The organism is Pseudomonas benzenivorans (assembly GCF_033547155.1).
Lineage (GTDB): Bacteria > Pseudomonadota > Gammaproteobacteria > Pseudomonadales > Pseudomonadaceae > Aquipseudomonas > Aquipseudomonas benzenivorans_B.
This window is the reverse complement of record NZ_CP137892.1, coordinates 3,741,657-3,767,396: the sequence shown is the minus strand read 5'-3', so window position 1 is coordinate 3,767,396 and position 25,740 is coordinate 3,741,657. Positions and strand designations below refer to the sequence as shown.

Here is a 25,740-nt window from a genome sequence, read left to right as displayed (position 1 = left end):
GGGGGATTCGGAATCCTTGCTCGTGGGCAATCAGTCGTCGCCGGCGTAGGGGTCGGGGTGCCCCAGCTCGGCAAGCAGTGTACGTTCCAGGGCTTCCATTTCCTCGGCTTCGGCCTCTTCGATGTGGTCGTAGCCGAGCAGGTGCAGGCAGCCGTGAATCACCAGGTGGGCCCAGTGGGCCTCCAGGCTCTTGTCCTGTTCGCGGGCCTCGCGCGCGACCACCGGGGCGCAGATCACCAGGTCGCCGAGCAGGGGGATATCCAGCATTTCGTCGGGCACCTCGGCGGGAAAGGACAGCACGTTGGTGGCGTAGTCCTTGTGCCGGTAGGTGCTATTGAGCTCGCGCCCCTCGGCCTCGTCCACCAGGCGGATGGTCAGCTCGGAGTCGGCCGTGCGCTGGCGCAGGGCCAGTTCGCACCAGGCGCGAAACTGCGCCTCGCCGGGCAGCTGTTCGGCCTGGCTGGCGACCTGCAGGTCCAGTTCAACCATCGCGGCCGTCCTGCTCGTCGTCGAGTTTGCCGTGCAGGCGGTTGTCGTGCCGTTCGTAGGCCTCGACGATGCGCTGGACCAGGGGGTGGCGCACCACGTCCTTGGGCTTGAAGTGGGTGAAGCTGATGCCGGGCACCTCGTGCAGCACGTCGATCACATGGGTCAGGCCGGAGCGGGTGCCGCGCGGCAGGTCGACCTGGGTGATGTCGCCGGTGATCACCGCGGTGGAGCCGAAACCGATGCGGGTGAGGAACATCTTCATCTGTTCCATCGTGGTGTTCTGGCTCTCGTCGAGGATGATGAAGCTGTTGTTCAGGGTGCGCCCGCGCATATAGGCCAGTGGGGCGATCTCGATCACCTGGCGCTCGATCAGCTTGGCCACCTGTTCGAAGCCGAGCATCTCGTACAGGGCGTCGTACAGCGGGCGCAGGTAGGGGTCGATCTTCTGCGCCAGGTCGCCGGGCAGGAAGCCGAGCTTCTCGCCGGCCTCCACCGCCGGGCGCACCAGCAGGATGCGCCGCACCTGCTCGCGCTCCAGGGCATCCACCGCGCAGGCCACGGCCAGGTAGGTCTTGCCGGTGCCGGCCGGGCCGATGCCGAAGTTGATGTCGTTGTCGAGGATGGCCTTGACGTAGCGCTGCTGGTTGGCGCCGCGTGGGCGGATGCTGCCCTTGCGGGTGCGCAGGGTGACGCCGACTTCGCTCTTGTCGCCGACCGACTCCATGGCCGATTCCTGCAGGAACAGGTGCACCAAGTCGGGGGACAGTTCGCTGCTCTTGGTCTCGCGGTACAGGCGCTGCAGCAGCTGTTCGGCGGCGGCGGTCTGCTCGGCGGGGCCGATCAGTTCGAACTGGTTGCCGCGATTGCGGATCTCGATCGCCAGGCGCTGTTCGATCAGGCGCAGGTGCTCGTCGAATTGTCCGCAGAGGTTGGCGAAGCGGCGAGCCTCGAAGGGTTCGAGGATGAAACGAAGGGGTTCTATGGGTGCGTTCAAGGTCGTAGATGGCCGCCAGTCGGCAGGGGTAGTGAGGCGAAGAATAGCGCTAGCCGTCGAAGGGGGAAAGCTCGGCGGGCTGCGGCTTTAGCCGCAGGCGGGGCGGACCTCGGTCCGCCCCGCTGCCGGTCAGTCCGCCGCCGGCTCGCTCAGCAGGCTGCCGCGCAGCGAGTGGGGCAGGGCGTCGTCGATGTGCACGTCGACGAATTGGCCGATCAGGCGCGGGTTGCCTGAACGGAAGTTGACGATGCGGTTGTGCTCGGTGCGGCCCTGGAGCATGCCCGGGTCCTTCTTCGAGTAGTCGCTGACCAGGATGCGCTGGACGCTGCCAACCATTCGTCGGCTGTTCTCGAAGCCCTGCTGGTTGATGCGGTTCTGCAGGATCTGCAGGCGTTGCTTCTTCAGCTCCTCCGGGGTGTCGTCGGCCAGGTCCGCCGCCGGGGTGCCCGGGCGGGCGCTGTAGACGAAGGAGAAGGAGAAGTCGAAGCCGACCTCCTCGATCAGCTTCATGGTCTGTTCGAAGTCCTTCTCGGTCTCGCCGGGGAAGCCGATGATGAAGTCCGAGCTGATCAGGATGTCCGGCACCGCCGCCTTCAGCTTGCGGATGCGCGACTTGTACTCCAGCGCGGTGTGGTTGCGCTTCATCGCCGCGAGGATGCGGTCGGAGCCGGACTGCACCGGCAGGTGCAGGTATTTCACCAGCTCGGGGATCTCGGCGTGGGCCTGGATCAGGGCGTCGGAAAACTCCAGCGGGTGGCTGGTGGTGTAACGGATGCGGTCGATGCCGTCGATGGCCGCCACGGCATGGAGCAGCTCGGCGAAGTCGGCGATCTGCCCGCCCGGGGTCTCGCCGCGGTAGCCGTTGACGTTCTGTCCGAGCAGGGTCACCTCGCGCACGCCGTTCTCGGCCAGGTGGACGATCTCGCCCAGCACGTCGGCCAGCGGGCGGCTGACCTCCTCGCCGCGGGTGTAGGGCACCACGCAGAAGGTGCAGTACTTGCTGCAGCCTTCCATCACCGAGACGAAGGCGCTGGGCCCGTCGACCCGCGGCTCGGGCAGGCGGTCGAACTTCTCGATCTCGGGGAAGGAGATATCCACCTGGGGCTGCTTGGTGGTGCGTGCGGCGTCGATCATTTCCGGCAGGCGGTGCAGGGTCTGCGGGCCGAACACCACGTCGACGTAGGGCGCGCGGTCGCGGATCGCCGCGCCTTCCTGGCTGGCCACGCAGCCACCGACGCCGATCACCAGCTGGGGATTGGCCTGCTTCAGTTCGCGCCAGCGGCCGAGCTGGGAGAACACCTTGTCCTGGGCCTTCTCGCGGATCGAACAGGTGTTGAGCAGGATGACGTCGGCGTCTTCCGCGCGCTCGGTGACTTCCAGGGCTTGATGCTCGCCCAGCAGGTCGACCATGCGCGAGCTGTCGTACTCGTTCATCTGGCAACCGTGGGTTTCGATATAAAGCTTCTTGGTCATGCGGGCTCAACGGGCTGTTCGAAGGACCGCGCATTATAGTGCCCGGGCGCCTGGCTTCCTAGCCTTGCCTGCCCGGCGGCTGTGCTATGATCTGCGCCCCCCATTTTTCCTTCAGTCCGAACTGCCAGTCATGAGCAAGCGCGAGCCTATCTACAAGATCATTTTCCTCAACCAGGGCCAGGTCTACGAGATGTACGCCAAGCAGATCTTCCAGAGCGATCTGTGGGGCTTTCTCGAGGTGGAAGAATTCGTCTTCGGTGAGCGTACCCAGGTGGTGGTCGACCCCAGCGAGGAGAAGCTCAAGGCCCAGTTCGATGGTGTGGTGCGCAGCTTCGTGCCGATGCATGCGATCATCCGCATCGACGAGGTGGAGCGCCTGGGTACGCCGAAGATCAGCGAGGCCAAGGGCGGCGGCAATATCATGCCCTTCCCCATGCCGATGCCGGATAAGTAGTTCCATGTAGGGTGGAGGTTGCGGTTCGCATCCACCGCTCTGCGATCTGCCGATCGGAGCCGCCCGCTGGAAGGGCCCGCGAGGTCTTCCGTCCCTACGGCAGCGGGGCGAAGGGCGACGGGCTTTCCGCCGTCTGCAGTTCCAGCAGGTAGTTGCGGAAGATCTGCCCCAGTACCTGGCTGGCGATCTCCAGCTCTTCCTGCGGCATCTGCGCCGAGACCCGGTCGGCGCTGTCCATGGCTTCGTCCGAGCCGTTCACCGCCGCCATCTTCAGCACGATGTAGGCCTGTACGTTGTTCGCCGGCACCCCTTCGCCGCGGAAGAACATCATGCCCAGGCGGTACTGGGCCTGGGCATGCCCCTGCAGCGAGGCCAGCTCGAACCAGTTCAAGGCTTGTGCCAGGTCGCGCGGCGCCCGTTGGCCGTCGTAATAGAACTCGCCCAGCTCGTACTCGGCCTGGGCGTCGCCGCCCTGCGCCGCTTGCTGGCAGGCGGCCAGGGCATCGGCTAGCTCGGTGGGGGCCGCGTTCAGCGAGCAGCTGCCGGTTGCGGGGATCAGCAGCGAGTTGCCGCCGGCATCGGCGAGCAGCGGCAAAAGAAGCAACAGGCAGCCCAGGGTCAGGGTGCGGCCGGTGCGGTTCATGGAAATCCGTTTACCTCAGGGTGCGGGGCGGGCCTGGGGCCCGGCCGACGAAACGCGTCGGCCGTCACATTATGAAATAAGCCATGGCGTTCTTACAAAGTCTTTACCGGCTTTTCTGGGCACTTGGCGCTGCCGGGCAGTGCCAGGAGCAGCCAGGCCGTCAGGCCATAGGCCGGCGCCAGCAGCAGCTGCAGCAGTTCGAGCCGGCGCAGCGGTTCGACCGCGAGGCCGGCCAGCAGGAACAGGCCGGCGGCCCCGAGCGCGATCAGCGGCGGTTGGCGCTGCGGCCACTGCACGGCGCCGGCATAGAGCATCAGCAGCGGGGTCGCCAGGCTGAGCAGCAGGCGATAATCGTCGAGCAGGTTCATCTGCCGGAACAGTTCGAAGAAGGCGCACAGGCCCAGCAGCGCGCGGCCCCAGTTGGGTCGGCTCCAGCTCCAGCCACGGCCCAGGGCCAGGGCGGCGGCGCCGAGCAGCGGCAGGCCGAGGAAGGTGCTGGCCTGGCTCAGCCACAGCTGGGCGGCCTGCCCGTCCGGGCCTGGGCCGGCGGGCAGGGTCCCGACAGCGGCCGCAGCAGCCGGCAGGGCAAAGCCCAGCAGGGCGCAGAACAGCGTCGGTTGATCGCCTTCGCCGTAGCGCCTGCGGGCCCTGCCGATGGTGATGGCGCACGCCAGGCAGGCCAGCGCCAACAAGGCTTCGCCGTAGTGCATCAGGCCTTCTTCAGCTGTTCGAAGGCACGCTCGGCGGCGTCCATGGTGATCGCCAGCTCGGTCTCGCCGTGGGCGATGGAGGTGAAGCCGGCCTCGAAGGCGCTCGGCGCCAGGTAGACGCCGCCCTCCAGCATCAGGTGGAAGAAGCGCTTGAAGCGTGCCGCATCGCTGGCCATCACGTCGTCGAAGGTGACGATGGCCTCGCCTTCGCTGAAATACAGGCCGAACATGCCGCCGGCCTGGGTGGTGACGAACGGGATGCCGGCGGCCTCGGCGCGCTCGCTCAGGCCGGCCAGCATGCGGCGGGTGTAGTCGGCCAGCTCGGCGTGGAATCCGGGGCGGCCGATCAGCTTCAGGGTGGTCAGGCCGGCGGCCATGGCCAGCGGGTTGCCGGACAGGGTGCCGGCCTGGTAGACCGGGCCGAGCGGGGCGATGCATTGCATGATGGCACGCTTGCCGCCGAAGCAGCCGACCGGCATGCCGCCGCCGATGATCTTGCCGAAGGTCGACAGGTCCGGGGTCACGCCGTAGTGGGCCTGGGCGCCGCCGAGGGCGACGCGAAAGCCGGTCATCACCTCATCGAAGATCAGCACCACGCCATGTTTGTCGCACAGCGCGCGCAGGCCTTCGAGGAAGCCCGGTGCCGGCGGCACGCAGTTCATGTTGCCGGCCACCGGCTCGACGATGATGCACGCCACCTCCTGACCGACCTCGGCGAGCATGCGCTCGACCGCCGGCAGGTCGTTGAACGGCAGGGTCAGGGTGTGTTTGGCGAAGGCCGCCGGTACCCCGGCCGAGCTCGGCACGCCCTGGCTCAGGGCGCCGGAGCCGGCCTTGACCAGCAGGCTGTCGGAGTGACCGTGGTAGCAGCCCTCGAACTTGATGATGCTGTCGCGGCCGGTGAAACCGCGGGCCAGACGGATGGCGCTCATGGTCGCCTCGGTGCCGGAGCTGACCATGCGCACCATCTCCATGGACGGCACCAGCGAGCACACCAGTTCGGCCATCTCGGTTTCCATGGCGGTCGGCGCACCATAGGACAGGCCGTGTTCCAGCTGCCGGCGCACGGCGTCGAGCACGTCCGGGTGGCTGTGGCCGAGGATCATCGGCCCCCAGGAGCCGACGTAGTCGACATAGCGCTTGTCGTCCTCGTCGGTGACGTAGGCGCCTTCGGCGTGCTTGAAGAACAGCGGGGTGCCGCCGACGCTCTTGAAGGCGCGCACCGGGGAGTTGACGCCGCCGGGGATGTGCTTCTGGGCATTGTTGAACAGGATTTCGGAACGGGACATGGGGCCTCTCAATATGCGTGGCGGGGCGAGTCGGCTCGCCCGGGGAAGCGGTCAGTCTTGGGCGAACAGGGCGCCGAAGGCGCGGGCGCGGCGCTCGACCTCGGCGGCCGAGTCGGCGGCGAACAGGGCGTGGACCACCGCGAGCATGTCGGCGCCGTGAGCGATCAGTGGCGTGGCGTTTTCCAGGGTCACGCCGCCGATGGCGACCACCGGCAGCTGCAGATGGCTCTTGGCCTGGTCCAGCAGCTCGACCGTGGCGCCCGGCGCGCCAGGCTTGGTATGGGACTCGAAGAAGCGGCCGAAGGCGACATAGCTGGCACCTTCCTTGGCCGCCTGCTGGGCCAGGCCGAAGCGGGCGTGGCAGGTGCCGCCGATGATCGCCTGGGGGCCGAGCAGGGCGCGGGCGGCGGCCAGGGAGCCGTCGCTCTGGCCCAGGTGTACGCCGACGCCCAGGCGTGCGGCCAGCTCGGCGTCGTCGTTGATGATCAGCGCCGCTCCGTAGCGCTCGCACAGCCTGAGCAGGGCCTCGGCCTCACGCTGATGAAGGGCATCGTCGCTCGACTTGTCGCGATACTGCAGCAGGCGGGCGCCGCCGTTCAGCGCCGCTTCGACATAGGGCAGCAGCTTGCCGCCGGCCAGCAGCTGGCTGTCGGTGATGGCATAGAGACCGCGTAGGGTGGTCATGGCTCGCTCTCCTTCAACAGGCGTCCAGCGGCAGGCGACGGGGGATGTACTGGCCGTGGCCGGGCTGTTCGGCGTCGCGCAGGGTGCGCCAGGTGTAGTCCAGGGCCGAGCGCACGGCGCTGACCAACTCTTCGCCCAAGGCCAGGCGTCCGGCCAGGGCGCTGGCCAGGGTGCAGCCGGAGCCGTGGTAGCTGCCGGGCAGGCGCTGGCAGGTGAAGCTGTGGCGGCTGCCGTCGCGGCCGTACAGGCGATTGTGCACCTCATGCTCGTCGCCGTGGCCGCCGGTGATCAGCAGGTGGCGGACATAGGGCAGCAGCTTCTCGGCGCACTGGTCGGCGCTGCCGTCGGGCAGTTCGGCGAGGATGCGCGCTTCCGGCAGGTTGGGCGTGGCGATGGTCGCCAGCGGCAGCAAACGCTCGCGCATGGCGTAGCCGACCTCGTCCTTGCCCAGGGCACCGCCGCCGCCGGCGCGCAGCACGGGGTCGCAGACCAGCGGTACGTCGGGCAGTTGCTGGCGCAGCTGGACGACGGTGTCGACCATCTCCACCGAGCCGAGCATGCCCAGCTTGATCGCGGCCACCGGCAGGTCGGCGAGCACCGCCCGGGCCTGGGCCAGGACCCAGTCGCGGTCGAGCACGCGGAAGTCGGCCACATTGACCGTGTCTTGTACGGTCAGCGCGGTGACGGTCGGGGCGGCATGGCAGCCCTGGGCGAGCAGGGCTTCGATGTCGGCTTGCAGGCCGGCGCCGCCACTGGGGTCGTGGCCGGACAGGCAGAGCACTACGGGGCGAGAGCAGGGTGTTTTCATGGTGCGCGAGCTTAACATCATTCGGCCTGCTTGGGCCGTGGCAGGGCGCCGCAAGCAAGCCGGCGGTCCTGCCCTCCGGGCGCGTCGCGTGACCCCGGGCAGGGCGCGCCGGGCCTGTGCTAAAGTGCCGGCATTCGACCAACCGGGCCATGCGAGGCGGCACCACAGCGAGGGTGGGGCTCTCCGGCGGATTCCGACATAGCCTTTATGGGGCCCCATGCGCTACATCCTGACCCTTCTGCTCGTGCTTTGGCCGTTGTTTACCGGTGCCGTGGAGTTCGACGAGCACACCCGCGCACTGCCGCTCGGCCAGGCCGTGTATGTTTTCGAGGACGTGCGCGGCGATGCGAGCATCGCGGAAGTCAGCTCGGCGGCGCTGCAGGGCAGTTTCCGCCGCCACGACAAGGCGGTGCTCAATGCCGGCTATTCGCGCTCGGTATTCTGGCTGCGGCTGGATCTGGAGTACCGCCCGCAGCAGGCGCAGGGCGCACACAATTGGCTGCTGGAGTTGGCCTACCCGCCGCTGGACCATCTGGAGCTCTATCTGGACGACGGCCAGGGCGGTTATCGCCTGACCCAGAGGACCGGCGACGCCTTGCCGTTCGCCAGCCGGCAGATCAAGCAGAACAACTACCTGTTCGAGCTCCAGTTGCAGCCGGAGCAGCCGCGGCGCCTCTATCTGCGGCTGCAGAGCCAGGGCTCGATCCAGGCGCCGCTGACCCTCTGGTCGCCGACCGCCTACATGGAGGAGCAGCCGGGACGCATCTATGTGCTCGGCATCATCTACGGCGTGCTGCTGGTGATGTTGGTCTACAACCTGTTCATCTATCTCAGCGTGCGCGACACCAGCTACCTCTACTACATCCTCTATATCGCCTCGTTCGGCCTGTATCAGGTCTCGGTGAACGGCGCCGGCATCGAGTATTTCTGGCCCAACAGCCCCTGGTGGGCGAATGCCGCGACCCCCTTCCTGATCGGTGCGGCGGCGTTGTTCGGCTGCCAGTTCGCCCGCAGTTTCCTGCACACCGGCGAGCACAGCCCCTGGGTCGACCGCGGCCTGCTGCTGACGATGGCGGCCGGCGGCGTGGTGATGGTCCTGGCGCTGACCGCCAGCTATGCCCTGGCCCTGCGCCTGGCCACCTACCTGGCGCTGCTGTTCACCGTGCTGATCTTCGCCGCCGGGCTCATCGCCTGGCTGCGCGGCCTGCGCGTGGCACGTTATTTCATCATCGCCTGGACGGCCTTCCTGGCCGGCGGGGTGATCAATACCCTGATGGTGCTCGGTTACCTGCCCAACGTCTTCCTGACCATGTACGCCAGCCAGATCGGCTCGGCCCTGGAGGTCGGCCTGCTGTCCCTGGCCCTGGCCGACCGGATCAACGCGATGAAGGAGGAGCGCACACGCATCCTCCAGGAAAGCGGACGCAACCTGGAGGCCCTCAACCAGGAGCTGGCCAACAGCAACCGGCTCAAGGACGAATTCCTCGCCACCGTCACCCATGAGCTGCGTACCCCGATGAACGGGGTGATCGGCTCCCTGGAGCTGATGCAGACGCTGAAGATGGACGTCGAACTGGCCCAGTATCAGAAGACCGCGGCCGGCTCGGCACGCGACATGATGCGCATGGTCAACGACATCCTCGCCCTGACCGAACTGCAGGCCGGCAAGCTCTACCCGCGCTGCGAGCCGTTCAGCCTGCGCGGGCTGTTCGACGGGCTGCTGACTCAGTACGCGCCGCAGGCCGAGGACAAGGGCCTGCGTTTCGTCCTGGAGCTGGACGAGAGTCTGCCCGATACCCTGGAGGGGGATGCCGGCAAGCTGGCGCAGAGTCTCGGCTATCTGCTGGACAACGCGATCAAGTTCACCGCCCGGGGCGAGGTCACCCTGCGGGTCGCGCGTGGCGGCGGCCAGGACGAGGGCCTGCCGCTCTGCATCGAGGTGTGCGACACCGGCGTGGGTTTCAACGCCCAGCAGGGCACGGCGCTGTATCAACACTTCCGTCAGGTGGACGGCTCCATGACCCGCGCCCATGGCGGTCTGGGCATCGGCCTGGCGATCAGCCGCCAGCTGGTCGAGCTGCTCGGCGGCAGCCTGCAGCACGAATCGCAGCCCGGCCAGGGCAGTCGCTTCCGGCTCGGCCTGAGCCTGGCCCTGCCGGCGCAGAGCGCCGCTCGTCCCGCGCCGGTGCGACGGGTCAACACCCAGGCCCTGCGCCACCCCGCGCAATGCACCGTATTGGTGGTCGAGGACAACGCCATCAACCAGTTGGTGACCCGCGGCATGTTGCTCAAGCTCGGCTACCAGGTGCGCACCGCCGACAATGGCGCCGAGGCGCTCGAGCTATTGCGCCGAGAGGCGGTCGACGCGGTCCTGCTGGATTGCCAGATGCCGGTGATGGACGGTTTCGCCACCTGTCGGGCATTGCGCACCTTCCCCGGCTGCGCCGAGCTGCCGGTGCTGGCGATCACTGCCCACAGTCACAGCGGCGACCGCGAGCGCTGCCTGGCGGCCGGGATGAACGACTACCTGGCCAAGCCGGTGAAGTTCGAGGAACTGCGCGTGTTGCTGCACGAGTGGGTCCTGAGCCGTGCGCTGGAGGTCGAGTGTCCGCCGCCGTCCTGACGCTTTTGCCGGCCGATCTGCCGTAAATCCCGCTTTTTCCCCGGCCTGAATCCTGATTCACTGAAACGAAGTGAATCAGGATTCAGGCCATGTCTCACCACTCGGGCGCGCAGCGCCTCGATCGCGACCAGGAACTGCGCGAGCGCATTCGCGCCTGCGCCCTGGCGCGGGTCACGGAAGGGGGCTTCGCGGCCCTGACCATGCAGGCGCTGGCCGAGGATGTCGGCATCGCCACCGGCAGTCTGTACCGCCACTTCCGCAGCAAGGGCGAACTGGCGGCCGAGGTGTTCGCCGACGCCAGCCAGCGCGAGGTGGAGGCCCTGGCTGCCGTCCTGCGGGCCTCCGGCCGTCCGAGCGCGCGCCTGGCCGCCGGCCTGGCTCAGTTCGCCGCCCGGGCCTGGAGCAGTCGACGGCTGGCCTTCGCCCTGATCGCCGAGCCGGTCGACCCTCAGGTCGACGAGCAGCGCCTGCTGTACCGCGAGGCCTATGCCGAGCTGTTCGTCGAGCTGCTGGAGGAGGGCGTCGCCGCGGGCGAGTTCCGGGTGCCGCACAGCGGCCTGGTCGCCGCCTGCCTGGTCGGTGCCATCGCCGAGGCGCTGATCGGCCCGCTGTCGCCGCCGGCCCGCGCCGCCCGCGAGGCCGGATACCTCTCCCAGGATCTGGGCGACGTCAGCCAGAGCCTGATCACCTTCTGCCTGCGCGCCGTCGGCGCCGAGGAGCCCCAGCCATGAAGCCGAATCCGCTCGCCGAAACCCACGAGGTATTCAACCAGGTGCCGCCGCTGGATGGCGTCAACCTCTACCGCCTCGATCTGCCGCTGCAGGAGTGGACGCGGCGCTACCAGGGCGGCTGGGCCGAGACGCGGATCGACGCCTACGGCGCCCTGGCCGGCGGCGAGCTGATGGCCGCGGGCTTTCTCGCCAACGAGAACAAGCCGGTGTTTCACAGCCACGACCGCTACGGTCACCGCATCGACCTGGTGGAGTTCCATCCGGCCTATCACCAGTTGATGGCCGCGGCCATCGAGCACGGCATCCCCTCCATGCCCTGGACCGATCCGCGCCCCGGCGCCCAGGTGGCGCGCGCGGCCATGAGCTACCTGCACAGCCAGGCCGAGGCCGGCAGCGGCTGCCCGCTGACCATGACCTTCGCCAGCGTACCGGCGCTCAAACTGCAGCCGGACATCGCCGAACGGTGGCTGCCGAAGATCCTCTCCACCCAGTACGACCCGCGCAACCTGCCGGTCGAGCAGAAGAGCGGCGCCACCATCGGCATGGCCATGACCGAGAAGCAGGGCGGCACCGATGTGCGCGCCAACACCACCCGCGCCTACCCGGTCGGCGCGCCTGGTCCGGGCCAGGCCTACGAGCTGGTCGGGCACAAGTGGTTCTGCTCGGCGCCGATGTGCGACGCCTTCCTCACCCTGGCCTACAGCGATCAGGGCCTGAGCTGCTTCCTGCTGCCGCGCCACCGCCCGGACGGCACGCGCAACGCCTTCTATATCCAGCGCTTGAAGAACAAGCTGGGCAACTGGTCGAACGCCTCCAGCGAGGTGGAGTACCGCGGCGCCCTGGCCTGGATGATCGGCGAGGAGGGGCGCGGCGTGCCGACCATCATCGAGATGGTGGCGCTGACCCGCTTCGACTGCATGATCGGCTCCAGCGCCCTGATGCGTCAGGCCCTGACCCAGGCCGCGCACCACTGTGCCCATCGCCAGGTCGGCGGGCGGGTGCTGGCCGAGCAGCCCTTGATGCAGAACGTGCTGGCCGACCTGGCCCTGGAGAGCGAGGCGGCCCTGGCCCTGACGCTGCGCATGGGCCGGGCCCTGGACCATCCCCAGGACGAGCAGGAGGGCAAGTTCGCCCGCCTGGTCACCGCGGTGGGCAAGTACTGGATCTGCAAGCGCGCGCCGGCGATGATCAACGAGGCCGCCGAATGCATGGGCGGCGCCGGCTACGTCGAGGACAGCATACTGCCGCGGCTGTACCGCGAGGCGCCGGTCAACTCGACCTGGGAGGGTTCGGGCAACGTGCAGTGCCTGGACGTGCTGCGCGCCCTGGCCAAGGAGCCGGGCGTGCTCGATGCCTTGTTCGCCGAACTCGGCGACGGCCATGGCGACGCCCGGCTCAAGGCGCACATCCAGCGCCTGCAGGCGGACTTCGCCGACACCGCCGAGATCCAGTACCGCGCTCGCCAGCTGACCGAGGACGTAGCCCTGGCACTGCAGGCCAAGCTGCTGCTGGAGGCCGGCAATGCGACGGTGTCCGACGCCTTTATCGCCAGCCGCCTGGGCGCGGGCGGGCGGGTCTACGGCACCCTGCCGCGCGGCGTGGACGTGGCTGCGCTGCTGGCGCGCAGTACGCCGCAGTTGGGCTAGGGCATTCACCCGATCTTTAACAAGGAAGCGTTGGTAGATTTTTAGCCGCCGATTTTTCCGTTAAGGAGCAGTCGGTTAGGCTAAGTGCGTTCCCCGCGTCAGCGGGGATGAACCGCCGGTGAGGTCGAGAAAGCTCTCGTCGATCGAGCGTTCCCCGCGTCAGCGGGGATGAACCGCTGGACTGGAACGTCCCGGTATTTCTCCGGCAGCGTTCCCCGCGTCAGCGGGGATGAACCGGCTGAGGTGCTGCAGCTCGGCCTATGCCAGCGGGGATGGGCCAGGCCTGCCATGCGTCATGGATAAGCGTCCTGCTCTTCATTGGATATAAGCAGTCGGCCTTGCTTTCCAGCGGCGGTCACTCCAGCAGGCGTCTGTATAGCAGGGATTGCATATCGCGGCGGCCGTCGGCGATCAGGTAGATATGCACCTGTTCGCCGAGAATTCGGTAGATGATCCGATAGGGCTTGTAGAGCGCCTGTCGGTATTCCCGGATGCCCAAGGCGGAAAGTTCTCTGGGATGGGCTCCGCGTTCGGGGAAGCGCTCGAGGTTGCGGATGCCTTGCAGGAGATGCTCGAGCACATGATCGGCATTGGCGAGGGAATCGAATTCGACAATGTAATCGTAGATCGACTCCAGATCGCGCTCGGCGCCGGCAGTCATCAGCACCGTGTAGGGTGCTTTGCTCATGCGTCGACTTTACGGCGGGCGCGCAGGCGTGAGGCGACGGCGTCCAGTGGGCTGAGCTTGCCGGCCTCGATCTCCTGGTTGCCCAGGGCGAGGATTCTCAGCAATGCCAGGGTTTCCTGGGTCTGTTCGTAGGCGCGTACGTCCTGGAGCACCGCCTTGGCTTCGCCGTTCTGGGTGATCACCAGTGGCCCCTGCTGTTCGCCCAACTGCTTGAGCACCTCGGCGGCGTTGGCCTTCAGGTAGCTGATGGGTTTGACTTGGCTGGAGTAGCGCATGGCTGGTATCCATGGGAGAGGTGGTGACTGAATATAGTCTTTATAAGGTCTTTATGCACGGCTGCCGTATTCGGATGCCGCTGCGGTCGGTTCAAGCGGATCATTGAAAGGTACATGCGCTGGCAATTTCTGGGGGCAGAGCCGTTTGTGTGATTCTGCTCGAACTATGATGGCACTTTGTGCCCCATGCTGTTCTGAGGCGCTGCCTGTCATGGGGCTGCCAATGGATTGACCGGTATCGACAGGGCTGACGTCCAGGGGCGATAGATGAAAGGATTCTCCAGCCTGAGCGATCAGGCGCGCCGGCTCTGGGCCAAGAGCGGCGACGGCTTCGGTCATGGTGTGTTGGCGCATCTGCTGGATGTGGCGGCGGTGGCCGAGAGCCTGCTCCGGCATGAGCCCGAGAGCAGCCTCGATTGGGCCGCCCAGGCCTTGGGGCTGGAGCGGCCCCATGTGGCGCGCTGGGTCGCTTGTTTGATCGGCCTGCATGACTTCGGCAAGGCCATTCCCGGATTCCAGGATAAATGGCCCGAGGGACGGCAGGCCGACGAAGCGCTGGGCATGACCTTCCCGGCGCGTTCGCTGAGCGTCACCGACCATGCCTGCGCCAGCGCCGCGCTGCTCTGGGAGCATCTGCCGCGCCAGGGTGTCGAGCACCTGCTGTGGCTACGCCATGCACTGCAGGCCATCAGTGCGCACCATGGCTACAACTTCAGTCAGAACGAATTCAATCGCGCCAAACCACCCTTCGAGCCGCCTGCATGGGGCGCCGCGCGACGGGAGATCTTCGAAGCCTATTGGGCTGTGCTGGCACCACCCGGCAGGCCGCAGATCGAGGCCCTGTCCCAGCCGGCGGTGCAGTGGTTGGCCGGGCTGACCAGCGTGGCCGACTGGATCGGCTCCAACCCCGAATGGTTTCCCCTGGGCGAGCGCCACGAGCTGCTGGCCGATTATCATGCCGATGCCTTGGTCCGCGCAGAAGCAGCTTTGGCTGCCGTCGGTTGGACCCACTACCGTCCGCTCTTGAATGCGCCCGCCGAGGCCGATCAGCTAATCGGGCGCATCGTCCAGCGCCCGGAATTCCGCGCCCGGCCCTTGCAGCGTGAGGCCGACCGTCTGCTCGAGGGCGTGCAGGGGCCAGCCTTGTTGCTGGTCGAAGCGCCCATGGGTGAGGGCAAGACCGAACTGGCCTTTCTCGCCCATCTGCGTTTGCAGGCCGCCAACCAGCATCGTGGCCTGTATGTCGCCTTGCCGACCCAGGCCACCGGCAATGCCCTGTTCAGCCGCGCGCTGACCTTTTTACGCGGCTTTGCCGGCGATACGGCCGTGGATATGCAACTGGTGCACGGCGGCGCGGCGCTCAATGAGCGGGTGGTGGCGTTGCGCGGCATTCATGGTGAACCCGGAGACAGCGTGGCCTCGTCCGCCTGGTTCTCCCAGCGCCGGCGGCCGTTGCTCTCTCCCTATGGGGTCGGCACCGTGGATCAGGCGCTGTTCGCCGCGCTCAACGTCAAGCATCACTTTGTGCGCCTGTGGGGGCTGAGCAATCGGGTGGTGGTGCTCGATGAAGTGCATGCTTACGACACTTACACCAGTGGTCTGATCGAGTCCCTGTTGCGCTGGCTCAAGGCCCTGGGCAGCTCGGTGGTGCTGATGAGTGCGACCCTGCCTTCGCAGCGCCGCGATGCGCTGATGCGGGCCTGGGGTGTGGCTAACGAGGCGATTCCCGAATTGTCCTATCCGCACCTGTTGCTGGCCGACGACCGTGGCCTGCAAGGCGCCACCTGTGAGTCGCGGCCGCTGCCGCCGATCAGCCTGCAGACGGTCGCCGAGGACCTCGACAGCCTGGCCGCCTGCGCCCTGGAGCGCTTGCAGTTCGGCGGCTGCGGCGCGCTGATCGTCAATACCGTGGACCGCGCCCAGACCCTGTACCTCAAGCTGAAAGAGCAGCTGGGCGAGGAGGCGTATCTGCTGCTGTTCCATGCGCGCTTCCCAGCCGACCAGCGCAGCCACCGCGAGCGGGAGGTATTGGCCCGCTTCGGTCAGCAGGGCACACGGCCGGTCAAGGCGCTGCTGATCGCCACCCAGGTAGCGGAACAGAGCCTGGATATCGACTTCGACTTCATGCTCACCGACCTGGCTCCGGTGGATCTTATCCTGCAGCGTGCCGGGCGCCTGCACCGTCATCAACGCACGCGGCCCGATGCCCATGCCGAGGCCAGACTCTATGTCGCCGGCCTTGACCCCGAGCGGATGCCCGATTTGAAAACCACTGCCTGGGAATACGTCTACCAGCCCTACATCCTCTGCCGCACCTGGGCTTTGCTGTCGCGCGAGATGTTGCTGCAGTTGCCGGCGGATATCGACCGCCTGGTGCAGGCGGTGTATGGCAATGACGAGTTACCGGCCGACCTGACCGAGGCAGACCGGGCTTTTATCGAAGATGAGGCCTACGGCGGTTACCTCGGCAAACGCCAGGCTGAACGCATGATGGTGCTCAATGTGGCCATCGATCCCGAGGCCGAGCCGCAGAACGCCTATCTACAGAAAAACCGCGGTTATGAGGAGGGCGAGGAGGGCCTTGGCCTGCCCAACTACACCCGTCTGGGCGACGACTCAATCACCCTGATTCCGTTGCATGTGGTGGCTGGCGGCTGGAGCCTGACGCCCGGCGGTGTCGCCTTCGATCCCGAGCAGTTGCTGCCCGATGCCCTGGCCAGACAGCTCTATGCCCGCCAGCTGAAGACCTCGCGCAAAGCGCTGCTCAAGCATTGTCAGACCGAGCAAACGCCGCGGGCCTTCGCCGAGCATCCCCTGTTGCGTCACCTCAAGCCCTTGCCGTTGACCGATGGTTGTTTGCAGATCGGCCAGTTGAGGGTGTGCCTGGATAACGAACTGGGCCTGGTCTTTCAGAGAAACCTTTCTTCACCCGAGGACAAGGCATGAACAAGAGCTTCAACCTGCTCGACGAGCCCTGGTTGCCGGTACGGCTACAGAATGGAGTGGTGTGCGACCTGGGGTTGCTGGAACTGTTCGAGCGCGCTGGTGAAATCAGCGCCCTGGCGGAGACTGCGCCGCCCAGCCTGATCGCCCAATACCGCCTGCTGCTGGCCATCGTCCATCGCGCGCTAAGTAGTGCTCAAGGGCGCTGGACGGATGCCGAGCGGGCGCGCTGGCATCGGGGCGGCCTGCCGCCCGGCGTCGTGCGCGACTACCTGGAGCAGTGGCGCGAGCGCTTCTGGCTGTTCCACCCCGAGCAGCCCTTTATGCAAGTGGCGGCGCTGGCCGAGGCCGAGGAAGCCCGTGACAAGTACAAACCCTGGACGCAAATTTCCTTGGCCAGTGCCAATGGCAATGCGCCTGTGGTGTTCGATCATTCCTGCGACCTGACGCCGCGATCCATTTCGCCCGCCGATGCGCTGCGTACCTTGTTGGGTTTCTTGCAGTTCACCCCGGGCGGGCTGGTCAAGACCCTGCGCGATTCCGATAAGGCCGGTGCCCTGGCTAATACCGCCGCCGTCATGCCCCTTGGCGCGTCCCTGGCGCAAAGCCTCTGCCTGGCCCTGCACCCGCCCACCCAGAGCGGTCATCAGGACCTCCCCTGCTGGGAGCTGGCCCCGCCGACCGTTGCCCAACTGCGTGCGGAGCCGCGGCTGGCGGCCGGCCCCAATGACCGCTACAGCCGCCAGACCCGCGCCGTGCTGCTGTTGCCCGACGCACACGGGCGGGTGCAGTGGCTGCGCTTCGCCGCCGGTATTGCCCTGGGCGAGGACGTGCAGGCGCCCGACCCCATGGCCAGCTACCGTGCCGGCAGCAATGGCCTGGTGCGCTTGAGCTTCACCGAGGGCCGCGCGTTCTGGCGTGATCTGCCGGCACTGCTACCCGACGCCGAAGGCCTGGCCTGCCAGCCGGCGGCAGTATTGGGTTGGGCGGCCAACTTGCAGTTTCTCCTGGGCGACAGCCAGCAGCCCCTTCTGGTGGCCGGCCTGGCCAGCGATCAGGCCAAGCTGCTGCGCTGGCGCTCCGAGCGCATCGGCCTGCCGGCGGCGCTGCTGACCTCGCCGGAGTGCGCGAACGAGCTGCGCGCCTATGTGCGCCGGGCCGAGGAGCTGTTCGGCGCTGTCCGCAAACTGGCCGCCCAGATGCTGGCCGAAACCCTGCCCGACCCCGGCAGTAAGGACAGCTATGCCAGGGCGCGCAACCTGTTCGACAGTGGCCCGGCCGCGGCGCTGTATTTCGCCTCGGCCGAGCGCACCCTGGGGCAGGTGATGGTCCTGCTCGGCAGCGGCGACCTGGACGACCTGGAGCAGGCCGAGACCCAGTGGCGGCAAGCCCTGCTGGCGGCGGCCCAGGCGGCTTGGCAAGCCGTACGCGAAGGCTTGGGGCGTTCGCCCGGCGCGCTGCGTGCCGAGGCCAAGCTCTATCCGCGCCTGCTGGCGTTGCTGAGCCCGTTGCGTTCCCCCGAGAACACCCTTTCCACCGCCGACAAGGAGGCCCGTGCATGAGCGAATACCCGCAAAGTTTTATCGCACACCTGGAGCGTTTGCGTGAGCGTGACCCCGGCGCCCTGGCGAAGCTGCGGCGCAGCCTGGGATTCGCCCCCGGTGCCTATGCGCCGGTCTACCCCTATGTGGAGCGTTTCGTGGCGGTCGAACGGCACGCCCAGGACGCATCGCGCCTGGCGCTCTATCTGGTGGCCGGGTTGTACGCCACTCATCCCAGGCAGGCGACGAATAGTCTCGCCGCCAGCCTGGGCGAACTGATGCGCCTGCGCGACAGCGCCAGCATCGAGCAGCGCTTCGTCGCCCTGCTGGGGGCCGACGCCGAGAACCTGGCGAATTACCTGCGGCAGATCATCAGCCTGCTGGCGGCCGGCGATCGGCCGTTGGATTACGGCGTTCTGCTGCGCGACCTGGGTGTCTGGCTCAACCCGCATGTCGACCCCGAGCGCCGCGACGCCGTGCGTCAGCGCTGGGCGCGGGACTTCTACCGCGCGCTGGCGGCCCCCGCCAACGAAACCATGCCAACACCTGCCAACGCTTGAGAGGGACATCATGAGTCTGTTTATCGAATTCCACCTGATCCAGAACTTCGCCCCGTCCAACCTCAACCGCGACGACACCGGTGCGCCCAAGGATGCCCTGTTCGGCGGTCATCGACGGGCACGGGTGAGCAGCCAGTGCTTCAAGCGCGCCATCCGCCTGAGCGCTCAGGAGCACGACCTGGTGGCCCCGGAGTTTCGCGGCGTGCGCACCAAGAAACTGAAGACCCTGTTGCTGGATCGGCTGGTCGACCGTGAACCGGTCGAGGCGGAAGGCAAGATCGAAATCGCCCTGGCTGCCGCCGGCCTCAAGCTCAAGGACGATGGCAAGACCGAGTACCTGTTGTTTCTCGGCGAGGCGGAGATTGCCGGGTTTGCCCAACTGATCGAGCAGCACTGGGACGAACTGGCCGGCGCGCCCGCCGGTGGCGAGAAGAAGGGCAAGAAGGAAGCCAAGGCCTGCGCACCGGCCAAGGTGGTGAAGAAAGCCAAGGCCCTGCTCGATGGCGGCAAGGCGGTGGATGTGGCGCTGTTCGGCCGCATGCTGGCCGACATGCCGGAGGTCAACCAGGACGCCGCCTGCCAGGTGGCCCACGCCATCAGCACCCACCGCGTCGAGCGTGAGTTCGACTACTTCACCGCGGTCGACGACAAGGGTGGCCCGGACGAAACCGGGGCCGGGATGATCGGCCAGGTGGAGTTCAATTCCGCGACCCTCTACCGCTACGCGGTGGTCGATGCCGGCAAGCTGCTCGGCAACCTGCAACAGGATAGCGAGCTGTGTCTGTCGGCGCTGGAGGCCTTCACCCAGGCCATGGTGCGGGCCATTCCCAGCGGCAAGCAGAACAGTTTTGCCGCCCACAACCTGCCCAGCTTCGTCGGCGTCTGCCTGCGCCATGGCGGCCCGCTGAACCTGGCCAATGCCTTCGAGAAGCCGGTGAGCCCGCGTAACGACAAGTCGCTGACCAGCCAATCGGTCGAGGCGCTCGCCGGCCATGAAGGCAAGCTCGCGGCGGTCTATGCCGACAGCCGCGACCAGTGGGCCTACCTCGACCTGAGCGATGCCTGGCCCGCGCAGAAAGGCCAGCAGACGGCGAACCTGAGCGAGCTGGCGGCCTGGGTGCGCGATAAGGTCGCCTCCCGGCTGGAGGTGTGAGCATGGCCACCCTGCTGATGCGCCTGCAAGGGCCGCTGCAGTCCTGGGGCACCACCAGTCGCTTCGACGAGCGCGACACCCAGCTGGAACCCTCCAAGTCAGGGGTGCTGGGGCTGGTCTGCGCCGCCCTGGGACGCGATCGCAGTGAGCCTTTGGCTGACCTGGCGGCGTTGCGCATGGGCGTGCGGGTCGACCGCGAAGGCGTGCCGATGCGCGATTATCAGACCGCCACCGGCGTGCTGATCGCCACCGGCAAGGCCGACCTGCGGCGCACCGTGGTCAGCCCCCGCTTCTACCTGGCGGATGCGGCCTTCCTGGTCGGCCTGGAGGGCGAGGACGAAGGCCTGCTGGCGCGTATTCACCACGCCTTGCGTGCGCCGGTCTGGCCCCTGGCCCTGGGACGCAAGAGCTTCGTGCCCGGCATGCCGGTGTGGCTGGCGGATGGTCTTTCGACCCTGTCGCTGGAGCAGGCCCTGGCCGCCTACCCGTGCCTGGCCGCGCCCCAGTGGGCGGACCGGCAACAGCCACTGCGCTGCCTGCTGGAAGACGAGCAGGAGGGCGCCATTCGCCTGGATCAACCGGTTGCGCCTTTTGCCGAACGGCGCTTTGGTCCACGTTTCGTGAAATCGGGAGTGCTGCATGCATCTGACCAGACTGACGCTTGACCCACGCAGCGCCCAGGCCCGTCGTGATCTGGGCGATGCCTACGAAATGCACCGCACTCTGGCGCGGGCCTTCGTCGCCGATGCGCAGAGTGCGCCGGCACGTTTCCTCTGGCGGTTGGAAGCCGGCGCCAATGCCTGGGCCACGCCGGTGGTATTGGTGCAGGCCACGACCGAGGCCGACTGGTCGCCGCTACTGGCGCTGGCCAACTACCTGCAACGGCCCGTGGAGAGCAAGCGTCTGACGCTCGAGGAATGGCTAGAAGGCGGTGCGCGCTATCGCTTTCGCTTGCAGGCCAATCCGACAGTCACCCGCCAGGGGAAGCGCTATGGGTTGGTCGGTGAGGATGAGCAGCTTGCGTGGTTGGGGCGTCAGGGTGAGCGCCATGGCTTCAGCGTCGAGGCGGCGTTGGTGACGGCCAGCGATGTGTTGGTCAGCCGTAAGGGGGAGGGGCGCATCAGCGTGCAGCGGGTGTGCTTCGAGGGGGTATTGCAGGCGCAGAGCCTGGACGCCCTCAGCCGCGCGTTGACAGCTGGCATAGGTCCGGCCAAGGCCTTCGGCTGTGGCCTGCTCAGTGTGGCGCGCTGCTGATGCTGCCGCCGCTCAAGCCGCTGCCGATGAAAGACCGGGTGTCGATGATCTTCGTGCAGTACGGGCAGATCGACGTGCTGGACGGCGCCTTCGTGGTGATCGACAAGACCGGCGTGCGCACGCACATCCCGGTCGGCTCGGTGGCCTGCATCATGCTCGAGCCGGGCACGCGGGTGTCGCATGCTGCGGTGCATCTGGCCTCCACCGTGGGCACCCTGCTGGTGTGGGTCGGTGAATCCGGCGTGCGTCTGTACGCCAGTGGCCAGCCGGGCGGGGCGCGGGCCGATCGCCTGCTCTACCAGGCCAGGCTGGCGCTGGACGACGAGCTGCGCCTGAAGGTGGTACGCAAGATGTACGAGTTGCGTTTTCAGGAGCCGGCGCCGGCCAAGCGCAGTGTCGAGCAATTGCGCGGCATTGAGGGCGCACGGGTGCGCGAAACCTACAAGCTGTTGGCCAAGCAATACGGCGTGGACTGGCGCTCGCGCAACTACGACCGTAAGGAGTGGGATGCGGCGGATGTCCCCAACCGCTGCCTGTCGGCGGCCACCGCCTGCCTCTATGGCATCACCGAAGCGGCCGTGCTGGCGGCCGGTTATGCGCCGGCGGTGGGCTTTATTCACACCGGCAAGCCGCTGTCCTTCGTCTACGATATCGCCGACCTGTTCAAGTTCGAGACCGTGGTGCCCCTGGCCTTTAAGGTCGCCGCCAAATCCCCCCACCAGCCGGAACGGGAAGTGCGCCTGGGCTGCCGCGATCTGTTCCGCTCCAGCAAGATTCTGGCGAAGATCATCCCCACCATCGAAGAGGTGCTGTTTGCCGGCGGCGTCTCGCCACCACAAGCCCCGCCCGAGTCGGTGCCGCCAGCCATTCCCAACCCGCAAAGCATCGGCGATGCCGGGCACAGGGCGCAGTAGTGAGTTTTCTGGTCGTGGTCACCGAAAATGTCCCGCCACGTTTGCGCGGACGTATGGCCATCTGGATGCTGGAGGTGCGTGCGGGTGTCTATATCGGCGATGTATCCAAGCGCACCCGCGAGATGATCTGGGAGCAACTGCGCGAGGGACACGAAGACGGCAACGTGGTCATGGCCTGGAGCAGCAATCACGAATCCGGCTACGAATTCCAGACGCTGGGTCCCAACCGCCGCATCCCAGTGGAGTTCGACGGTCTGCATCTGGTCGCTTTCCAGCCTCTTGATAACCCCGATCTTTAACAGGAAAAAGTTGGTAGATTTTTAGCCGCCGATTTTTCCTTTAAGGAACAGTCGGTTAGGCTAAGTGTGTTCCCCGCGCCAGCGGGGATGAACCGGTGCGGGTGTACCGCACGCGGCTGAACCTATGGTGTTCCCCGCGCCAGCGGGGATGAACCGCTCGGCAGGTGCAGCACGTTGCTGGTGACGATGTGTTCCCCGCGCCAGCGGGGATGAACCGCCGCACCTTCTCGCCGACCTCTCGGCGCAGGAGTGTTCCCCGCGCCAGCGGGGATGAACCGTAGTCGACAATACCTTGCTGCTCTTCATGGCTGTGTTCCCCGCGCCAGCGGGGATGAACCGCTCGCTGATGGCTGGGCCTATGGCGAGGTGAAGTGTTCCCCGCGCCAGCGGGGATGAACCGATTGGCGGCTTTACCGGGCCGATGGACAAGGCGTGTTCCCCGCGCCAGCGGGGATGAACCGGTGCAGCGCCTGCTGCGCACCTACTTCGCCGAGTGTTCCCCGCGCCAGCGGGGATGAACCGATCAACGACAATTTTTCCAATGCTACCCATGCGTGTTCCCCGCGCCAGCGGGGATGAACCGTTCGTCCACGCAATTGGCTCAGCAATGTCGCAGTGTTCCCCGCGCCAGCGGGGATGAACCGTGAAATGACCGAGGAATACAACAGCCGCACCGGTGTTCCCCGCGCCAGCGGGGATGAACCGTCGTCATGGTTGAACCTCTAAACCAGGGAAATGTGTTCCCCGCGCCAGCGGGGATGAACCGCAGGGTTTCGCCCCTGGCCCCTGTCGGGCCCAGTGTTCCCCGCGTCAGCGGGGATGAACCATTGTTGCAATCCACCAGGGCGTACACGGTGCGGTGGGGGGATGGGCCCTAGGGGCCGACCGTGTTCCATAAGTTTGGTTGGCCCCGCTTGACCCCGGGGCCGCCCCGGGGTTGCAGACTGGCGGCTCATCCAGTCTGGAGAGCGCGTCATGACCCGTCAGCAAGCCTTCCTCGACGAGTACCGACTGGCCCGCCGGCAACGGGCGGCCGGCGATGTCCGTGGTGAACTGCGGCACCTGGAGCGCGCCCATATCCTCGCCCAGCCGGCCTTCGTTGATCATCTGCGCAGCCACCTGTGGCTGCTGGGCTGGGCCTGGCGCCAGCGCGACTGGGCCGAGCTCGTCGCGCAACTGCTGCGCCTGCCCGGCAGCCTGGGGTCGCTGTTCGGCCTCTATCCCCTGGGCAACCCCGGCACCCGGCGGGTCGGCGCCCTGACGTCGCAGCCGCTGCCGGAGGACCTGGAGGCGTTGCTGCGCTGAGCACGCCGCGCTATGCCAAGGCGCGTCGATGCGGGCAAGATAGGGGCCTGAGTTCAGCCAGGAAGCTTAGCCGTGAGCAGCAGTTCCGAAGACTTCGTCGTCGCCCATACCGCAGAGGAGGCGGTCGATCGTCTCGCCGCCCTGCACGAGCACGCCACCGGCGCCCTGAGCCGGGCGCTCAAGGGCTATCTCAAGGAACGCATCAAGCCGGACGCCGAGCAGCATCGGCAGTTCCGCTACCCGCAGTTGCGCCTGACCTATCAGGGCCAGGGCGAGGTGCCGGCCACCGTGCGCGCCTACGCCAAGGTGCAGGTGCCCGGCACCTACAGCGTCACCGTGACCCACCCGGCGGCCTTCCGCAAATACCTGCTGGAGCAGCTGCGCCCGCTGATGCAGGACTTCACCGTGCGGGTGGAGGTGGGCACCAGCCAGCAGAACATCCCCTATCCCTATGTGGTCGAGCAGGGCGACGAGCTGGCCGGCAGCGGGGTGACCGCCGCCGAGCTGGCGCGGGTGTTCCCCAGCACCGACCTGTCGGCCGCCAGCGACGGCACCGCCGACGGCCTGTATGACTGGGAGAACATCGAGCCGCTACCGCTGGCGCTGTTCGATGCCGCGCGCACCGATTTCTCCCTGCGCCGCCTGGTGCATTACACCGGCAGCGACTGGCGCCACGTGCAGCCGTGGATACTGCTGACCAACTACCACCGCTACGTCGACCAGTTCATCCGTCACGGCCTGGACATGCTGGTGGGCGAGTCGCGCTTCGTGCGCATGGTGCTGCCGGGCAACGTGGTGATCGAGCGCGGCATGGCCGAGGGCGAGATGCAGGCGATCATCGAGACGGTGGTCTGGCACCGCTACCAGATGCCGGCCTACCACCTGCAGGCGGCCGACGGCGACGGCATCACCCTGGTCAACATCGGCGTCGGCCCGTCCAACGCCAAGAACATCACCGACCATCTGGCGGTGCTGCGCCCGCACTGCTGGCTGATGATCGGCCACTGCGGCGGCCTGCGCCAGTCGCAGACCATCGGCGACTACGTGCTGGCCCATGCCTACATGCGCCGCGACGGCATCCTCGACCGGGTGCTGCCGCCGAACATTCCGCTGCCGGCCCTGGCCGAGGTGCAGCAGGCGCTGCAGGAGGCGGCCCGGCAGGTCACCGGCGAGCAGGGCGACGAGCTGAAGAAGCGCCTGCGCACCGGCACCGTGCTGACCTACGACGACCGCAACTGGGAGCTGCGCTGGGCCCAGGAGCGACCGCTGATCAACTTGTCGCGGGCGGTGGCGGTGGACATGGAAAGCGGCACGGTGGCCGCCCAGGGTTACCGCCTGCGGGTGCCCTACGGCACCCTGCTGTGCGTTTCGGACAAGCCGCTGCACAGCGAGCTCAAGTTGCCGGGAGCGGCCGGGGCCTTCTACGAGCGGGCGGTGACCCAGCACCTGCATATCGGCATCGCCGCGCTGGACCTGCTGCGCGGCCAGCTCAACTCGTTGCACTCGCGCAAGCTGCGCAGCTTCGACGAGCCGCCGTTCCGCTAGGGGCAGGCCGGCGTCAGCTCAGGCGCAGATGGAGTATCGGGAAGGGCCGCCCACCGTCATCCAGCGGTGAGCGGCGCTCGATCTCGAAGCCCTGGCTGAGATAGAAGCCCAGGGCCTTGGGGTTCTGCTCGTTGACATCCACCCGGGTCGCGCCCAGGCGTTCGATGGCGTCGCCGAGCAGGCGCCGGCCGATGCCTGTGCCGTGGACGAGCGGGTCGACGAACAGCATCTCCACCTTGCCATCGGCATAGCCGAGAAAGCCTGCCACCCTGTCGTCCCCGCCGCGTATGCAGCTGAGCCGTACCTGAGGGAAGTACTGATCGAGCAGGAGCGGCTTGAGCAGCTGGATATCCTGCTCGTCGAGGAAGTCATGAGTGGCGCGTACCGCTGCTTCCCAGACCTCGAGCAGGCGGGGCAGGTCGGCGGCGCCGGGGGACTCGATCGGGTCGTTCATGGCGTGAATCGTCTGTGGCCTGGATGAGGGGGCGGATCATGCCGTTTATCCGATCCGGTTGTCATCGGCTGGCGTCCAGCACCACCCGGTGCGCACCGAGGCGCTTGGTCTCGTCCTGCGTGCTCGGCGAGGAGGTGAGGGCGGTGATGTCGCAGCCCCAGGCGTTGAGGAGGCGCAGGGGCCGGTGGCCGAGACCGCCGATGCCGGCCACGTCGACCCGCTCGGTGGGTTTCACGTCCAACTCCGGCAACGGGCCGAACGCCGT

Annotated in this window: 26 protein-coding genes and 1 CRISPR repeat array; of the genes, 14 read left to right on the top strand and 12 right to left on the bottom strand. The window is 67.2% G+C overall.

Annotation, left to right across the window (positions count from 1 at the left end):
- Positions 1-30: 30 nt before the first annotated feature.
- From ybeY to miaB, 3 genes are all read right to left on the bottom strand, one after another.
- Positions 31-489: an rRNA maturation RNase YbeY gene (gene ybeY / locus SBP02_RS17415; RefSeq protein WP_318643623.1), complete on the bottom strand. Its 459-nt coding sequence runs from the start codon at positions 487-489 to the stop codon at positions 31-33.
- Positions 482-1,483 (bottom strand): PhoH family protein, encoded by a 1,002-nt coding sequence (locus SBP02_RS17410; RefSeq protein ID WP_318643622.1) that lies wholly within the window; start codon positions 1,481-1,483, stop codon positions 482-484. The genes ybeY and SBP02_RS17410 overlap by 8 nt, the downstream gene beginning before the upstream one ends.
- A gap of 129 nt (positions 1,484-1,612) precedes the next feature.
- Complete coding sequence (gene miaB / locus SBP02_RS17405) at positions 1,613-2,956, bottom strand: tRNA (N6-isopentenyl adenosine(37)-C2)-methylthiotransferase MiaB (RefSeq protein ID WP_318643621.1); 1,344 nt, start codon at positions 2,954-2,956, stop codon at positions 1,613-1,615.
- A 130-nt stretch (positions 2,957-3,086) separates the two neighbouring features.
- On the opposite strand from miaB, the gene SBP02_RS17400 reads away from it, so the two are divergent.
- Positions 3,087-3,410 carry a DUF1820 family protein gene (locus tag SBP02_RS17400; protein WP_213641408.1) on the top strand — a complete coding sequence of 108 codons (324 nt, stop codon included), beginning with the start codon at positions 3,087-3,089 and terminating at the stop codon, positions 3,408-3,410.
- Between the two features lie 94 nt (positions 3,411-3,504).
- Here the strand turns inward: SBP02_RS17400 and SBP02_RS17395 are convergent, their stop codons facing one another.
- From SBP02_RS17395 to SBP02_RS17375, 5 genes are all read right to left on the bottom strand, one after another.
- Complete coding sequence (locus SBP02_RS17395) at positions 3,505-4,053, bottom strand: tetratricopeptide repeat protein (protein WP_318643620.1); 549 nt, start codon at positions 4,051-4,053, stop codon at positions 3,505-3,507.
- 92 nt (positions 4,054-4,145) lie between these two features.
- On the bottom strand, positions 4,146-4,763 hold the full coding sequence (locus SBP02_RS17390; protein ID WP_318643619.1) for a hypothetical protein: 618 nt from the start codon (positions 4,761-4,763) through the stop codon (positions 4,146-4,148).
- Positions 4,763-6,052, bottom strand: coding sequence for a glutamate-1-semialdehyde 2,1-aminomutase (gene hemL, locus SBP02_RS17385; protein ID WP_318643618.1), 1,290 nt, complete (start codon positions 6,050-6,052; stop codon positions 4,763-4,765). Before hemL ends, SBP02_RS17390 begins: the two co-directional genes overlap by 1 nt.
- A 51-nt stretch (positions 6,053-6,103) precedes the next feature.
- Complete coding sequence (thiE, locus tag SBP02_RS17380) at positions 6,104-6,736, bottom strand: thiamine phosphate synthase (RefSeq protein ID WP_318643617.1); 633 nt, start codon at positions 6,734-6,736, stop codon at positions 6,104-6,106.
- A 13-nt stretch (positions 6,737-6,749) separates the two neighbouring features.
- Entirely contained in the window at positions 6,750-7,544 is a 795-nt protein-coding gene (locus SBP02_RS17375; protein WP_318643616.1) for a hydroxymethylpyrimidine/phosphomethylpyrimidine kinase, read from the bottom strand.
- Between the two features lie 217 nt (positions 7,545-7,761).
- Here SBP02_RS17375 and SBP02_RS17370 point away from each other — a divergent pair, with 217 nt between their 5' ends.
- The 3 genes from SBP02_RS17370 (at position 7,762) to SBP02_RS17360 (ending at position 12,544) form a co-directional block, all read left to right on the top strand.
- Positions 7,762-10,167, top strand: coding sequence for a hybrid sensor histidine kinase/response regulator (locus SBP02_RS17370; RefSeq protein WP_318643615.1), 2,406 nt, complete (start codon positions 7,762-7,764; stop codon positions 10,165-10,167).
- 89 nt (positions 10,168-10,256) lie between these two features.
- Positions 10,257-10,898 (top strand): TetR/AcrR family transcriptional regulator, encoded by a 642-nt coding sequence (locus SBP02_RS17365; RefSeq protein WP_318643614.1) that lies wholly within the window; start codon positions 10,257-10,259, stop codon positions 10,896-10,898.
- A complete protein-coding gene (locus SBP02_RS17360) occupies positions 10,895-12,544 on the top strand; it encodes an acyl-CoA dehydrogenase family protein (protein ID WP_318643613.1) in 1,650 nt (549 codons plus the stop codon). The genes SBP02_RS17365 and SBP02_RS17360 overlap by 4 nt, the downstream gene beginning before the upstream one ends.
- A 355-nt stretch (positions 12,545-12,899) precedes the next feature.
- On the opposite strand, the gene SBP02_RS17355 is transcribed toward SBP02_RS17360, so the two are convergent.
- Complete coding sequence (locus SBP02_RS17355) at positions 12,900-13,232, bottom strand: type II toxin-antitoxin system RelE/ParE family toxin (protein WP_318643612.1); 333 nt, start codon at positions 13,230-13,232, stop codon at positions 12,900-12,902.
- Positions 13,229-13,507 (bottom strand): type II toxin-antitoxin system Phd/YefM family antitoxin, encoded by a 279-nt coding sequence (locus SBP02_RS17350; protein WP_318643611.1) that lies wholly within the window; start codon positions 13,505-13,507, stop codon positions 13,229-13,231. The genes SBP02_RS17355 and SBP02_RS17350 overlap by 4 nt, the downstream gene beginning before the upstream one ends.
- 267 nt (positions 13,508-13,774) lie before the next feature.
- On the opposite strand from SBP02_RS17350, the gene cas3 reads away from it, so the two are divergent.
- The 10 genes from cas3 to amn all read left to right on the top strand — a co-directional run bounded on the left by cas3 (position 13,775) and on the right by amn (position 25,021).
- Positions 13,775-16,453, top strand: coding sequence for a CRISPR-associated helicase Cas3' (gene cas3 / locus SBP02_RS17345; RefSeq protein ID WP_318643610.1), 2,679 nt, complete (start codon positions 13,775-13,777; stop codon positions 16,451-16,453).
- Positions 16,450-18,012 carry a type I-E CRISPR-associated protein Cse1/CasA gene (gene casA, locus SBP02_RS17340; RefSeq protein WP_318643609.1) on the top strand — a complete coding sequence of 521 codons (1,563 nt, stop codon included), beginning with the start codon at positions 16,450-16,452 and terminating at the stop codon, positions 18,010-18,012. Before cas3 ends, casA begins: the two co-directional genes overlap by 4 nt.
- The gene (gene casB, locus SBP02_RS17335) at positions 18,009-18,551 is read left to right on the top strand and encodes a type I-E CRISPR-associated protein Cse2/CasB (protein WP_318643608.1); all 543 of its coding nucleotides are present in this window, start codon (positions 18,009-18,011) and stop codon (positions 18,549-18,551) included. The genes casA and casB overlap by 4 nt, the downstream gene beginning before the upstream one ends.
- Before the next feature lie 10 nt (positions 18,552-18,561).
- Complete coding sequence (cas7e, locus tag SBP02_RS17330) at positions 18,562-19,704, top strand: type I-E CRISPR-associated protein Cas7/Cse4/CasC (RefSeq protein ID WP_318643607.1); 1,143 nt, start codon at positions 18,562-18,564, stop codon at positions 19,702-19,704.
- A 2-nt stretch (positions 19,705-19,706) separates the two neighbouring features.
- Entirely contained in the window at positions 19,707-20,369 is a 663-nt protein-coding gene (gene cas5e / locus SBP02_RS17325) for a type I-E CRISPR-associated protein Cas5/CasD (RefSeq protein ID WP_318643606.1), read from the top strand.
- Positions 20,344-20,958 (top strand): type I-E CRISPR-associated protein Cas6/Cse3/CasE, encoded by a 615-nt coding sequence (gene cas6e / locus SBP02_RS17320; protein WP_318643605.1) that lies wholly within the window; start codon positions 20,344-20,346, stop codon positions 20,956-20,958. Before cas5e ends, cas6e begins: the two co-directional genes overlap by 26 nt.
- Positions 20,958-21,872 (top strand): type I-E CRISPR-associated endonuclease Cas1e, encoded by a 915-nt coding sequence (gene cas1e / locus SBP02_RS17315; protein WP_318643604.1) that lies wholly within the window; start codon positions 20,958-20,960, stop codon positions 21,870-21,872. Before cas6e ends, cas1e begins: the two co-directional genes overlap by 1 nt.
- Positions 21,872-22,171, top strand: coding sequence for a type I-E CRISPR-associated endoribonuclease Cas2e (gene cas2e, locus SBP02_RS17310; protein ID WP_318643603.1), 300 nt, complete (start codon positions 21,872-21,874; stop codon positions 22,169-22,171). The genes cas1e and cas2e overlap by 1 nt, the downstream gene beginning before the upstream one ends.
- A gap of 66 nt (positions 22,172-22,237) precedes the next feature.
- A CRISPR array of direct repeats spans positions 22,238-22,998; the repeat unit is 29 nt; unit sequence GTGTTCCCCGCGCCAGCGGGGATGAACCG.
- A gap of 148 nt (positions 22,999-23,146) precedes the next feature.
- Positions 23,147-23,476 carry a DUF3703 domain-containing protein gene (locus SBP02_RS17305; RefSeq protein WP_318643602.1) on the top strand — a complete coding sequence of 110 codons (330 nt, stop codon included), beginning with the start codon at positions 23,147-23,149 and terminating at the stop codon, positions 23,474-23,476.
- 72 nt (positions 23,477-23,548) lie between these two features.
- A complete protein-coding gene (amn, locus tag SBP02_RS17300) occupies positions 23,549-25,021 on the top strand; it encodes an AMP nucleosidase (protein ID WP_318643601.1) in 1,473 nt (490 codons plus the stop codon).
- Between the two features lie 13 nt (positions 25,022-25,034).
- On the opposite strand, the gene SBP02_RS17295 is transcribed toward amn, so the two are convergent.
- The gene (locus SBP02_RS17295; protein ID WP_318643600.1) at positions 25,035-25,475 is read right to left on the bottom strand and encodes a GNAT family N-acetyltransferase; all 441 of its coding nucleotides are present in this window, start codon (positions 25,473-25,475) and stop codon (positions 25,035-25,037) included.
- Positions 25,476-25,536: 61 nt separating this feature from the next.
- Complete coding sequence (locus SBP02_RS17290) at positions 25,537-25,710, bottom strand: hypothetical protein (protein ID WP_404824341.1); 174 nt, start codon at positions 25,708-25,710, stop codon at positions 25,537-25,539.
- Positions 25,711-25,740 lie beyond the last annotated feature (30 nt).